11 protein-coding genes are annotated in these 13,630 nt (G+C 54.4%); 9 read left to right on the forward strand and 2 right to left on the reverse strand.

What is annotated here, in order from left to right; all coding sequences use genetic code 11:
- The first annotated feature begins 74 nt into the window (after positions 1-74).
- Together mog and ACMYSO_RS17500 are read left to right on the forward strand one after the other, a co-directional pair.
- Positions 75-662 carry a molybdopterin adenylyltransferase gene (mog, locus tag ACMYSO_RS17495; RefSeq protein WP_123757578.1) on the forward strand — a complete coding sequence of 196 codons (588 nt, stop codon included), beginning with the start codon at positions 75-77 and terminating at the stop codon, positions 660-662.
- A 121-nt stretch (positions 663-783) separates the two neighbouring features.
- Positions 784-2,094, forward strand: coding sequence for an MFS transporter (locus ACMYSO_RS17500; RefSeq protein ID WP_434666342.1), 1,311 nt, complete (start codon positions 784-786; stop codon positions 2,092-2,094).
- A gap of 42 nt (positions 2,095-2,136) precedes the next feature.
- Here the strand turns inward: ACMYSO_RS17500 and satP are convergent, their stop codons facing one another.
- On the reverse strand, positions 2,137-2,703 hold the full coding sequence (gene satP / locus ACMYSO_RS17505; protein ID WP_045860029.1) for an acetate uptake transporter: 567 nt from the start codon (positions 2,701-2,703) through the stop codon (positions 2,137-2,139).
- Positions 2,704-3,147: 444 nt separating this feature from the next.
- Between satP and dnaK the strand changes: the two genes are divergently transcribed.
- The 4 genes from dnaK to nhaR all read left to right on the forward strand — a co-directional run bounded on the left by dnaK (position 3,148) and on the right by nhaR (position 8,633).
- On the forward strand, positions 3,148-5,064 hold the full coding sequence (gene dnaK / locus ACMYSO_RS17510) for a molecular chaperone DnaK (protein WP_434666344.1): 1,917 nt from the start codon (positions 3,148-3,150) through the stop codon (positions 5,062-5,064).
- An 87-nt stretch (positions 5,065-5,151) separates the two neighbouring features.
- A complete protein-coding gene (gene dnaJ, locus ACMYSO_RS17515; protein WP_123757575.1) occupies positions 5,152-6,288 on the forward strand; it encodes a molecular chaperone DnaJ in 1,137 nt (378 codons plus the stop codon).
- 219 nt (positions 6,289-6,507) lie between these two features.
- On the forward strand, positions 6,508-7,680 hold the full coding sequence (gene nhaA, locus ACMYSO_RS17520; protein WP_434666346.1) for a Na+/H+ antiporter NhaA: 1,173 nt from the start codon (positions 6,508-6,510) through the stop codon (positions 7,678-7,680).
- Between the two features lie 53 nt (positions 7,681-7,733).
- Positions 7,734-8,633 carry a transcriptional activator NhaR gene (gene nhaR / locus ACMYSO_RS17525; RefSeq protein WP_123757573.1) on the forward strand — a complete coding sequence of 300 codons (900 nt, stop codon included), beginning with the start codon at positions 7,734-7,736 and terminating at the stop codon, positions 8,631-8,633.
- A gap of 92 nt (positions 8,634-8,725) precedes the next feature.
- On the opposite strand, the gene rpsT is transcribed toward nhaR, so the two are convergent.
- A complete protein-coding gene (rpsT, locus tag ACMYSO_RS17530; protein ID WP_003018940.1) occupies positions 8,726-8,989 on the reverse strand; it encodes a 30S ribosomal protein S20 in 264 nt (87 codons plus the stop codon).
- A 330-nt stretch (positions 8,990-9,319) separates the two neighbouring features.
- Between rpsT and ribF the strand changes: the two genes are divergently transcribed.
- From ribF to lspA, 3 genes are read left to right on the forward strand one after another with little or no spacing between them, the layout of a single operon-like run.
- Positions 9,320-10,258, forward strand: a complete 939-nt coding sequence (ribF, locus tag ACMYSO_RS17535; RefSeq protein ID WP_434666349.1) for a bifunctional riboflavin kinase/FAD synthetase — start codon at positions 9,320-9,322, stop codon at positions 10,256-10,258.
- Between the two features lie 44 nt (positions 10,259-10,302).
- Entirely contained in the window at positions 10,303-13,119 is a 2,817-nt protein-coding gene (gene ileS, locus ACMYSO_RS17540; protein WP_434666352.1) for an isoleucine--tRNA ligase, read from the forward strand.
- Positions 13,119-13,616 carry a signal peptidase II gene (lspA, locus tag ACMYSO_RS17545; protein ID WP_434666354.1) on the forward strand — a complete coding sequence of 166 codons (498 nt, stop codon included), beginning with the start codon at positions 13,119-13,121 and terminating at the stop codon, positions 13,614-13,616. The genes ileS and lspA overlap by 1 nt, the downstream gene beginning before the upstream one ends.
- Positions 13,617-13,630: the final 14 nt, after the last annotated feature.

Genomic DNA, 13,630 nt, shown 5'->3' on the forward strand with positions numbered 1-13,630 from the left:
TCTTTTGAGCCCTGTCTGTATTTCCCTCCAGCGTGTATCATTCCGTCTAATTGCACAGTTTGAACGGAATAACGATGAATACCTTACGAATCGGCTTAGTTTCCATCTCCGATCGCGCCTCCAGCGGCGTCTATCAGGATAAAGGCATCCCGGCACTGGAAGAGTGGCTGGCGCGTGCGCTGACGACCCCCTTTGAGCTGGAGACCCGCTTAATCCCTGATGAGCAGGTGATTATCGAACAGACGCTGTGTGAGCTGGTGGACGAGATGGGCTGCCATCTGGTGTTAACCACCGGCGGGACCGGTCCTGCCAGACGCGACGTCACGCCGGATGCGACGCTGGCTATTGCCGATCGCGTTATGCCGGGTTTTGGCGAGCAAATGCGCCAGGTTAGCCTACACTTTGTGCCAACGGCGATCCTTTCTCGTCAGGTGGGCGTGATCCGCAAGCAGGCGCTGATTTTGAATCTGCCAGGCCAGCCAAAAGCCATTCAGGAAACGCTTGAAGGCGTCAAAGATGCCGAGGGCAAGGTGCTGGTGCATGGGGTTTTCGCAAGTGTACCTTATTGTGTACAGCTGCTTGAAGGGCCATATGTCGAGACAGACGGCGATGTTGTAGCGGCTTTTCGCCCTAAAAGCGCAAGGCGCGAAACTTTATCCTGAATTTAATACTTTCCTGACATAACCTGCATTGTCGGTGGTGTGCTGTTTTATTTACGATATAGTGTTTTTTACTTTACACATTGCGTGATAACTCTACACACCTCTGGATGAACTGCTCGTTATGTCACAACATACCCGACCTCTGAATCGACAGGATTATAAAACGCTGACGCTGGCTGCATTGGGTGGCGCGCTGGAGTTTTATGACTTCATTATCTTCGTCTTCTTCGCCGCCGTCGTCGGCGAACTGTTTTTCCCGGCTGATATTCCAGAATGGCTGCGCCAGGTTCAGACGTTCGGCATTTTTGCCGCCGGCTATCTGGCTCGTCCGTTAGGCGGGATTATCATGGCCCACTTTGGCGATCTGGTCGGGCGCAAAAAAATGTTCACCCTGAGCATTCTGCTGATGGCATTGCCGACGCTGGCGATTGGCCTGCTGCCGACCTATGCATCGATCGGGCTTGCGGCACCGTTACTGCTGTTACTGATGCGCCTGCTGCAAGGGGCGGCCATTGGCGGTGAAGTGCCTGGCGCCTGGGTGTTTGTTGCCGAACACGTTCCGGAAAAACGGATTGGCATCGCCTGCGGTACCCTGACCGCCGGTCTGACGGTCGGTATTCTGTTGGGTTCGGTGGTGGCCACCCTAATAAATACCAGCATGACGCCACAGGGCGTTCATGATGGCGGCTGGCGTATCCCTTTCCTGCTGGGCGGCGTGTTTGGCCTGGTGGCGATGTATTTACGCCGCTGGCTACAGGAGACGCCGATCTTCCTTGAGATGCAGCAGCGTAAAGCGTTAGCGCAGGAATTGCCGGTTAAATCGGTGGTGCTGAAGCATCAGAAAGCGGTGGTGGTTTCCATGCTGCTGACCTGGCTGTTATCCGCCGGCATCGTGGTGGTGATTCTGATGTCACCGGTGTGGCTGCAAAAACATTACGGCTATGCGCCAGCGATCACCCTACAGGCCAACAGCATTGCGACGATTATGCTGTGCTTCGGCTGCCTGCTGGCAGGGCTGGCGGCGGACCGTTTTGGCGCCAGCCGCACGTTCATTGTCGGCAGCCTGTTACTGGCGGCTTCCAGTTGGGCGTTCTATCACCTTTCAGGAGACAGTCCCGAGCAGCTGTTCCTACTGTATGGCACGGTAGGATTGTGCGTTGGTGTCGTGGGGGCGGTGCCTTACGTGATGGTGCGGGCCTTCCCGGCAGAAGTGCGTTTTACCGGTATCTCTTTCTCTTATAACGTCTCTTACGCGATCTTTGGCGGCCTGACGCCGATTGCGGTCACCATGTTAATGGGGGTGTCGCCGATGGCTCCTGCCTGGTACGTGCTGGCGCTGTCGTTGATGGGATTAGGCTTGGGGATCTGGCTGCGGCAGGGAAAGTATCGTGATGTGGCGGCAAAAGGCGCTGAAGTGCCGCATCTGCCTTAACGCATGACAACCCTCGTCCCGCCGGGACGAGGGTATGTGCTATCAGTGAGGCGCGCCGATAGGCAGTACGGTGCGACCAAACTGCTCGTTCAGGACTTCACCCATCGCCAGATAAATGGCGCTACCGCCGCAGACTAAACCAATCCAGCCCGCGATTTTTACGATGCCTTCGTTATCAGCCAGGTGACCGATTGCCAGCAGTGCAAACAGTACGGTCAGGCTCAGGAACACGAACTGCAGCATACGTGCAGCTTTCAGCGTTCCGAAGAACATAAACAGGGTAAAGACGCCCCACAGTCCGAGATACATGCCCAGGAAGTGCGCATTCGGCGCTTCTGCCAGGCCCATTTTCGGCATCAGGAGAATGGCAACCAACGTCAGCCAGAAGGCGCCGTAGGAAGTAAAAGCCGTTAAACCAAAGGTATTGCCTTTTTTAAATTCCAGCAGGCCTGCGAAAATCTGCGCAATGCCGCCGTAAAAAATGCCCATCGCCAGGATAGCTACATCAAACGCGAACAGGCCGCTATTTGCCAGGTTAAGCAGAATAGTGGTCATGCCGAAACCCATAAGGCCCAGCGGTGCCGGATTAGCCAACTTAGTGTTGCCCATAATTCCTCAAAATAATGATTAGAAAGGGAAGCATTACCCCGCGACTCGGTGGCGGGGCGCGGCATAATAATGAGGCGCGGGATAACTGTCTATGATCTGGCGAGGTATTTTTCGCCAATTTACGCAGGTACCGGAAAATGCGGAAGATTCATCGCCACCTGTCTGGCTCGATCGCCGTCTGACGGGGTTATCGTCGGCGTTGGTTCTTACTTTTTCACCTGCTATTTATGCCGATATCCTGAATTCCTGTGTCCCACTGAATGAGAGAAAGATAAAAAATTTTTAATCTCCCCCCTTGATGAAGCGGCAGGCGACCCCATCTTGTAGTCAACCGCAGTGAATGAACCTGAAAAAAATCATGACCGGGCAGTTGAAACCGTAGGTTTCGCCCTTATTACAGGTTCACAACCACATGTTGATCGAATTTTTAGTGGAGACGTTTAGATGGGTAAAATTATTGGTATCGACCTGGGGACAACCAACTCTTGTGTCGCGATTATGGATGGTACTACTGCTCGTGTGCTGGAGAACGCCGAGGGCGACCGCACCACGCCTTCTATCATTGCTTACACTCAGGACGGCGAAATCCTGGTAGGTCAGCCGGCTAAACGTCAGGCAGTGACTAACCCGCAAAACACCCTGTTTGCGATTAAACGCCTGATTGGTCGCCGCTTCCAGGACGAAGAAGTTCAGCGTGATGTATCCATCATGCCGTACAAAATCATCGGCGCCGACAACGGCGACGCATGGATTGATGTGAAAGGTCAGAAAATGGCACCGCCGCAGATCTCTGCTGAAGTGCTGAAAAAAATGAAGAAAACCGCGGAAGATTACCTGGGTGAGCCGGTAACTGAAGCTGTTATCACCGTACCTGCTTACTTCAACGATGCTCAGCGTCAGGCAACGAAAGACGCCGGTCGTATCGCAGGTCTGGAAGTCAAACGTATTATCAACGAACCGACCGCTGCTGCACTGGCCTACGGTCTGGATAAAGAAGTCGGCAACCGTACTATTGCGGTTTACGACCTCGGTGGTGGTACTTTCGATATCTCTATTATCGAAATCGACGAAGTTGACGGCGAAAAAACCTTCGAAGTTCTGGCGACCAACGGTGATACCCACCTGGGTGGTGAAGACTTCGACAGCCGTATGATCAACTACCTCGTTGACGAGTTTAAGAAAGATCAGGGCATCGACCTGCGTAACGACCCGCTGGCGATGCAGCGCCTGAAAGAAGCGGCAGAAAAAGCGAAAATCGAGCTGTCTTCCGCACAGCAGACCGACGTGAACCTGCCGTACATCACTGCAGATGCCACCGGTCCGAAACACATGAACATCAAAGTGACTCGTGCGAAACTGGAATCCCTGGTCGAAGACCTGGTGAACCGTTCCATCGAGCCGCTGAAAGTTGCTCTGCAGGATGCGGGCCTGTCCGTTTCCGATATCCAGGACGTTATCCTGGTCGGTGGTCAGACTCGTATGCCAATGGTTCAGAAGAAAGTGGCTGAATTCTTTGGTAAAGAGCCGCGTAAAGACGTTAACCCGGATGAAGCTGTGGCGATCGGTGCTGCGGTTCAGGGTGGTGTACTGACTGGTGAAGTGAAAGACGTTCTGCTGCTCGACGTTACTCCGCTGTCTCTGGGTATCGAAACCATGGGCGGCGTGATGACTGCGCTGATCAACAAGAACACCACTATCCCGACTAAACATAGCCAGGTGTTCTCTACTGCAGAAGACAACCAGTCTGCGGTAACTATCCATGTGATTCAGGGTGAGCGTAAACGCGCCTCTGATAACAAATCACTGGGTCAGTTCAACCTGGATGGGATTAACCCGGCACCGCGTGGTATGCCGCAGATCGAAGTCACCTTCGACATCGATGCTGATGGTATCCTGCACGTGTCCGCGAAAGACAAAAATAGCGGTAAAGAGCAGAAAATCACCATCAAAGCTTCTTCCGGTCTGAACGAAGAAGAGATTGCAAAAATGGTTCGCGATGCGGAAGCGAATGCTGAATCTGACCGTAAGTTCGAAGAACTGGTACAGACCCGCAACCAGGGTGACCATCTGCTGCACAGCACCCGTAAGCAGGTTGAAGAAGCAGGCGACAAACTGCCGGCTGACGACAAAACTGCGATCGAATCTGCATTGACCGCGCTGGAAGCTTCCCTGAAAGGTGAAGATAAAGCCGATATCGAAGCGAAAATGCAGGCGCTGGCACAGGCTTCTCAGAAGCTGATGGAAATTGCTCAACAGCAACACGCTCAGCAACAGGCTGGCGGTGCTGAAGCTTCCGAAAGCAACGCGAAAGACGACGACGTCGTTGACGCCGAGTTTGAAGAAGTGAAAGACAAAAAATAATCGCCCTTTGAACGGGTAAAACACTGGCACGGGCGAAGAGGTTTCCTCTCCGCCCGTGCACGCATGTTAAGGGGCTGAAAAACACCAATGGCAAAGCAAGATTATTACGAGATTTTAGGCGTTTCCAAAACAGCGGAAGAGCGTGAAATCAAAAAGGCCTATAAGCGCCTGGCGATGAAATACCACCCGGACCGTAACCAGGGTGATAAAGAAGCCGAAGCGAAATTCAAAGAAATCAAAGAAGCGTATGAAATCCTGACTGATGACCAGAAGCGTGCGGCCTACGATCAATACGGCCACGCCGCCTTTGAACAAGGTGGCATGGGCGGTGGCGGCGGTGGTTTTGGCGGTGGTGCCGACTTCAGCGATATCTTTGGCGACGTGTTCGGCGATATCTTTGGCGGCGGTCGTGGTCGTCAGCGTGCGGCGCGTGGCGCTGACCTGCGTTACAACATGGATCTTACGCTGGAAGAAGCCGTTCGCGGCGTGACCAAAGAGATTCGTATCCCGACGCTGGAAGAGTGCGACGTCTGCCACGGCAGCGGCGCGAAATCTGGCAGCAAACCGCAGACCTGTCCGACCTGTCATGGTCAGGGCCAGGTGCAGATGCGTCAGGGCTTCTTCGCCGTTCAGCAGACCTGTCCGCACTGTCAGGGACGCGGTACGCTGATTAAAGATCCGTGCAACAAATGTCACGGCCACGGTCGCGTAGAGAAAACCAAAACCCTGTCGGTTAAAATCCCGGCTGGCGTGGATACCGGCGATCGTATTCGTTTGTCAGGTGAAGGCGAAGCGGGCGAGCACGGTGCTCCGGCGGGCGATCTGTACGTTCAGGTCCAGGTTAAGCAGCACGCTATTTTTGAGCGTGAAGGCAATAACCTGTACTGCGAAGTGCCGATTAACTTCACCATGGCAGCCCTCGGCGGCGAGATTGAAGTCCCGACGCTGGACGGCCGGGTGAATCTCAAAGTGCCTGGCGAAACGCAGACCGGCAAACTGTTCCGCATGCGCGGTAAAGGTGTGAAATCCGTGCGTGGTGGTGCTCAGGGCGACCTGCTGTGCCGCGTGGTGGTTGAAACACCGGTCGGACTGAACGACAAACAGAAACAGTTGCTGAAGGATCTGCAGGAAAGTTTTGGCGGACCAACGGGTGAGAAAAACAGCCCGCGCTCCAAAAATTTCTTTGATGGCGTGAAGAAATTCTTCGACGACCTGACCCGCTAAGCTTCTGCAATTTAAAAAAGCCACTTCATCGTTAAGTGGCTTTTTTGTTTCTGACCCACGCTACGTTAGTGATGCCGATTTCCGTGTTGCACTTTGATGATGTGCTACGATTAGATCGTTAAAACCGATCTATTTAGCAATAATAATCTTATTTTTTCGAAATGTTATGGCGACTAGAATAGTTTAATCGATGAATTAGCCTTAATAGAGAGAGTAAAAGTGAAACATCTGCAGCGTTTTTTCAGTAGCGATGCTTCAGGGGGCATTATCCTCATTTGTGCGGCCGTGTTGGCGATGCTGCTGGCTAACACCAGCGCCACTACCGGCCTGTATCACTCTTTTTTAGACACTCCCGTACAGCTGCGTGTTGGCGCATTAGAAATCAACAAGAACATGCTGCTGTGGATTAACGACGCGCTGATGGCGATTTTCTTCCTGCTGATTGGCCTGGAAGTGAAGCGCGAGATGATGCAGGGCGCGCTAGCCAGCCGCCGTCAGGCCATTTTCCCTGTTGTGGCCGCGCTGGGTGGCATGGTGGTTCCTGCGTTGATCTATCTGGCGTTTAACGCTCAGGACCCGATCACCCGAGAGGGCTGGGCGATCCCGGCGGCAACTGACATCGCGTTTGCCTTGGGCGTGCTGGCACTTCTGGGCAGCCGTGTACCACCGGCGCTGAAAATCTTCCTGATGGCGCTGGCGATCATCGACGATTTAGGGGCAATCATCATTATCGCCCTGTTTTATACCAACGATCTTTCCGTATTGTCGCTGGTTGTCGCTGCAGGGGCCATCATCGTGCTGGCAGCCATGAATCTGTGCGGCGTGCGGCGTACCGGCATCTATATTCTGGTGGGCGCAGTGCTGTGGACCGCGGTATTGAAGTCCGGCGTTCACGCGACGTTAGCCGGGGTGATTGTCGGCTTTATGATCCCGCTAAAAGAGCAGGGCGGCAAGTCACCTGCGAAGCAGCTTGAGCATGTGCTGCATCCGTGGGTGGCGTATTTGATTCTGCCGTTGTTTGCCTTTGCGAACGCCGGCGTCTCGTTGCAGGGTGTGACGATTGAAGGACTGACCTCGCTGCTGCCGATGGGCATTATTGCCGGGCTGTTTATCGGTAAGCCGCTGGGTATCGGTCTGTTCTGCTGGCTGGCGCTGAAATTAAAGTGGGCTTCATTGCCTCAAGGCACCACCTGCAAACAAATCGTGGCGGTCGGGATTCTGTGCGGCATCGGCTTCACCATGTCGATTTTCATCGCCAGTCTGGCCTTCGGTAACGTCGACCCTGGGCTCATCAACTGGGCTAAGCTGGGTATCCTGATTGGCTCCGTCCTCTCGGCGGTTACCGGGTATACGATCCTTCGCCAGCGCGTCGCGAATACGGCTGCTGTCTAACATTCGAGGGAGAGCCTGTGGTGGCTCTCCCTGACATTATCAGGGAGTGAAACATGTCACATATTAACTACAACCATCTTTATTACTTCTGGCACGTTTATAAGGAAGGCTCCGTTGTTGGCGCGGCGGAGGCGCTGTTCCTGACGCCGCAAACCATCACCGGGCAGATCAAAGCGCTTGAAGAGCGTTTGCAGGGGAAACTGTTTAAGCGTAAGGGCAGGGGGCTCGAGCCGAGTGAGCTGGGCGAACTGGTGTTCCGCTACGCGGACAGGATGTTCACCCTCAGCCAGGAAATGCTCGATATCGTGAATTACCGCAAAGAGTCTAACCTGCTGTTCGACGTTGGCGTCGCCGATGCCTTGTCGAAACGTCTGGTGAGCGGCGTGCTGGATGCAGCAGTGGTTGAGGATGAGCAGATTCATTTACGCTGTTTTGAGTCGACCCACGAAATGCTGCTGGAGCAACTCAGCCAGCACAAGCTGGATATGATTATCTCTGACTGTCCTATCGACTCTACTCAGCAGGAAGGGCTGTTTTCGGTGCGTATTGGCGAGTGCAGCGTGAGCTTCTGGTGCATGAACCCACCGCCAGAGAAACCGTTCCCCGCCTGTCTTGAGGAGCGCCGCCTGCTGATCCCTGGCCGTCGTTCGATGCTTGGTCGCAAGCTTCTCAACTGGTTTAATTCGCAGGGGCTGAAGGTTGAGATCCTCGGCGAGTTTGACGATGCGGCACTGATGAAGGCATTTGGGGCGGCACATAACGCAATTTTCGTGGCGCCAACGCTTTATGCCCACGATTTCTATCAGGATGAGTCAATTATTGAGATCGGCCGGATGGATAATGTGATGGAGGAGTACCACGCCATTTTCGCCGAGAGGATGATTCAGCACCCGGCGGTACAGCGTATTTGCAATCGTGACTACTCGTCGCTCTTCACCGTACCACAGCCGTAAAGTATTGCGCGAGCGGCGTTACCGGGCGCAAATAACAGACATAAAAAAACCCGCTTTCGCGGGTTTTTTTCAAAGCGATAACAGACGGGCGATTAAGCCAGTTTGTTGATCTGAGCGGTCAGGTTTGCTTTATGACGCGCAGCTTTGTTTTTGTGGATCAGACCTTTAGCAGCCTGACGGTCCACGATTGGTTGCATTTCGTTAAATGCTTTCAGTGCAGTAGCTTTGTCGCCAGCTTCAATAGCTGCGTATACTTTCTTGATGAAAGTACGCATCATAGAGCGACGGCTAGCGTTGTGCTTGCGGGCCTTTTCAGACTGAACGGCGCGCTTCTTAGCTGATTTGATATTAGCCAAGGTCCAACTCCCAAATGTGTTCTATATGGACAATTCAAAGGCCGAGGAGAATGCCCGTTTAGCCTTCTTTTGTCAATGGATTTGTGCAAATAAGCGCCGCTTAAAACAACAACGCTTTATTACGTAGTGATGGCGCAAGATTCTACCAGCTTGTTGCTGGCGAATACAGCCTTTCCACCATAAAAATCGATGACCCCGACGAGTTTTTGCCGCATTCCTACGCTGAGTTGATGAATTACCGGGATCTTTCGGTGAAGAGGTGCAATCGCTGGTTAACGTCGTCAGTTGTACAAGGTATACTCGGACGATTTTCACTGTTTTGAGCCAGACATGAAGCTGATACGCGGCATACATAATCTCAGTCAGGCGCCGCACGGGTGCGTGCTGACCATTGGTAATTTTGACGGTGTGCATCGCGGGCATCAGGCGCTGCTGCAGCGTTTGCGCGCAGAGGGCCGCCAGCGTGGTTTACCGGTGGTGGTGATGATTTTCGAACCACAGCCGCTGGAGTTGTTCGCCGCCGACAAGGCACCCGCACGTTTAACGCGGCTACGGGAAAAACTGAGCTATCTGGCTGAGAGCGGCGTTGACTATGTGCTGTGCGTGCGTTTTGACCGACGCTTTGCCGCACTGACCGCTCAGGATTTTATCAGTGAACTGCTGGTGCGCCGTTTGGGCGTGCAGTTCCTTGCGGTCGGCGATGATTTCCGCTTTGGCGCTGGTCGCCAGGGGGATTTCTTGCTATTACAAAAAGCAGGAACAGAATACGGCTTTGACGTGACCAGTACCCAAACCTACTGTGAAGGTGGTGTGCGTATCAGCAGCACCGCGGTGCGTCAGGCGCTGGCGGATGACGATCTCGAACAGGCTGAAACCCTGCTGGGACATCCTTTTGCTATTTCCGGGCGAGTGGTTCACGGCGATGAGCTGGGACGCACTATTGGTTTTCCGACGGCGAACCTACCGCTGCGCCGCCAGGTTTCCCCGGTGAAAGGGGTCTATGCGGTTGAAGTAACAGGCTTAGGCGACAAACCGCTAGTAGGCGTCGCCAATATTGGCACCCGTCCAACGGTTGCTGGCGTTCGCCAGCAGCTGGAAGTGCACCTTCTGGACGTTGTAATGGACCTCTATGGTCGCCATATAGATGTAATACTGCGTAAGAAAATACGTAACGAGCAGCGATTTGCGTCGCTTGATGAGCTAAAGGCGCAAATTGCACGTGATGAGTTAACGGCCCGCGAGTTCTTTGGGCTGGCCAGGCAGGCATAAGCCTGTTGGTGTTTATCAAACCGAAATACGGAACCGAGAATCTGATGAGTGACTATAAATCGACCCTGAATTTGCCGGAAACAGGGTTCCCGATGCGTGGCGATCTCGCCAAGCGCGAACCGGGAATGCTGGCGCGTTGGACTGATGATGACCTGTACGGCATCATCCGTGCAGCGAAAAAAGGCAAAAAAACCTTCATTCTGCATGATGGCCCTCCATATGCGAATGGCAGCATTCATATTGGTCACTCGGTTAACAAGATTCTCAAAGACATTATCGTTAAGTCCAAAGGGCTGACGGGCTATGATTCCCCTTACGTTCCGGGTTGGGACTGCCACGGTCTGCCGATCGAGCTGAAAGTCGAGCAGGAATACGGCAAGCCGGGTGAGAAATTCACCGCCGCGGAATTCCGCGCCAAGTGCCGTGAATACGCGGCGACGCAGGTTGACGGACAGCGTAAAGATTTTATCCGCCTGGGTGTACTGGGTGACTGGTCGCGTCCGTACCTGACCATGGACTTCAAAACTGAAGCCAACATCATCCGTGCGCTGGGTAAAATCATCGGCAACGGTCACCTGCACAAAGGCGCGAAGCCGGTGCACTGGTGCGTGGACTGCCGTTCCGCGCTGGCGGAAGCCGAAGTGGAATACTACGACAAAACCTCTCCGTCTATCGATGTGGCTTTCAACGCGGTAGACAAAGCGGCGGTGCTGGCGAAATTCGGCGTGGCCGACGTCAACGGTCCGGTTTCCCTGGTTATCTGGACTACAACCCCGTGGACTCTGCCAGCAAACCGCGCTATCTCCCTGTCTGCGGAATTCGACTATGCGCTGGTGCAGGTTGACGGTCAGGCGCTGATTGTGGCGAAAGACCTGGTTGAAAGCGTCATGAAACGCGCGGGTATCGCGGATTACACCATTCTGGCGGCAGTGCAGGGCGATCAACTCGAACTGATGCGCTTTAAGCATCCGTTCCTCGGCTTTGACGTGCCGGCAATCCTCGGCGATCACGTGACTCTGGATGCGGGTACCGGTGCGGTGCATACCGCCGGCGGTCACGGTCCGGATGACTACACCATCAGCCAGAAGTACGGCCTGGAAATCGCCAACCCGGTAGGACCGGATGGCGCGTACCTGGCGGGAACTTACCCGGCGCTGGACGGCATTAACGTCTTTAAAGCTAACGACATCATCGTTGAGATGCTGCGTGAAAGCGGTGCGCTGCTGCACGTTGAAAAAATGCAGCACAGCTATCCATGCTGCTGGCGCCACAAGTCGCCGATCATCTTCCGTGCGACACCGCAGTGGTTCGTCAGCATGGATCAGAAAGGCCTGCGTGCGCAGTCGCTGAAAGAGATCAAAGGCGTGCAGTGGATCCCGGACTGGGGCCAGGCGCGTATTGAATCAATGGTCGCTAACCGCCCTGACTGGTGTATCTCTCGTCAGCGTACCTGGGGCGTACCGATGTCCCTGTTTGTACACAAAGAGACTCAGGAGCTGCACCCGCGTACGCTGGAGCTGATGGAAGAAGTCGCTAAACGCGTAGAAACCGACGGCATTCAGGCCTGGTGGGATCTCGACGCGCGCGACATCCTTGGCGCCGACGCTGATAGCTACGAGAAAGTGCCGGATACCCTGGACGTGTGGTTCGACTCCGGGTCTACCCACTCCTCCGTCGTTGACGTGCGTCCGGAGTTCTCCGGTCATGCCGCCGATATGTATCTGGAAGGTTCTGACCAGCATCGTGGCTGGTTCATGTCCTCGCTGATGATCTCCACGGCGATGAAAGGCAAAGCGCCTTACCGTCAGGTGCTGACCCACGGCTTCACCGTTGATGGTCAGGGCCGTAAAATGTCCAAGTCCATCGGCAATACCGTTTCGCCGCAGGATGTGATGAACAAACTGGGTGCTGACATTCTGCGCCTGTGGGTGGCTTCCACCGACTACACCGGCGAGATGGCGGTCTCCGATGAGATCCTCAAACGCGCTGCCGACAGCTATCGTCGTATCCGCAACACCGCGCGCTTCCTGCTGGCGAACCTTAACGGTTTCGATCCGGTAAAAGACATGGTGAAACCGGAAGAGATGGTGGTGCTCGATCGCTGGGCGGTTGGTTGCGCGCAAGCGGCACAGGAAGACATCCTGAAAGCCTATGAATCTTACGATTTCCATGAAGTGGTGCAGCGCCTGATGCGCTTCTGCTCTATCGAAATGGGCTCGTTCTATCTCGACATCATCAAAGACCGCCAGTACACCGCGAAAGCGGACAGCGTGGCGCGCCGCAGCTGCCAGACCGCGCTGTTCCATATCGTGGAAGCGCTGGTTCGCTGGATGGCACCGATCATGTCCTTCACCGCCGACGAAATCTGGGGTTACCTGCCGGGTTCCCGTGAGAAATACGTCTTCACTGGTGAATGGTATGAAGGTCTGTTTGGCCTGGCCGACAATGAAGTGATGAACGATAGCTTCTGGGACGAGCTGCTGCAGGTGCGTGGCGAAGTTAACAAGGTTATCGAACAGGCGCGTGCTGACAAGCTGGTAGGTGGTTCTCTGGAAGCAGCGGTAACGCTGTATGCCGACGCCGAACTGGCGGCGAAGCTGAACGCGCTGGGCGAGGAATTACGATTTGTCCTGTTGACCTCAGGGGCGAAAGTTGTCGAAGATGCCCAGGCTCCGGCGGATGCCTGGCAGAGTGAACTGCTGAAAGGACTGAAAGTCGTGTTGAGCAAAGCCGAGGGCGAAAAATGCCCGCGTTGCTGGCATTACACCAGTGATATCGGCAAGGTAGCGGAACACGCAGAAATCTGCGGTCGCTGTGTCAGCAACGTCGCCGGTGACGGCGAACAACGTAAGTTTGCCTGATGAGTAAATCTGTCTGTTCAACGGGGCTACGCTGGCTTTGGGTCGTCGTAGCCGTGCTGATTATCGATCTGGGCAGCAAATTCCTGATCCTCCAGAACTTCGCTCTGGGGGATACGGTATCGCTGTTTCCATCGCTTAATCTGCATTATGCGCGTAACTATGGTGCGGCCTTTAGCTTCCTGGCCGATAGCGGGGGCTGGCAGCGCTGGTTCTTCGCCGGCATCGCCATCGGTATCTGCGTGATTCTGGCGGTATTGATGTACCGCTCGAAGGCCACACAAAAGCTGAACAATATTGCCTACGCGCTGATTATTGGTGGTGCGCTGGGGAATTTGTTCGACAGACTGTGGCACGGCTTTGTCGTCGATATGATCGATTTCTATGTCGGGGACTGGCACTTCGCCACGTTCAATCTGGCCGATACCGCGATTTGCATCGGCGCGGCGCTGATTGTGCTGGAAGGTTTTTTACCTGGCTCTGCCAAAAAAGCTGCCTGATGATCCTTGCCGGG

This window comes from Klebsiella sp. B345, from assembly GCF_051131735.1.
Taxonomy (GTDB): domain Bacteria; phylum Pseudomonadota; class Gammaproteobacteria; order Enterobacterales; family Enterobacteriaceae; genus Klebsiella.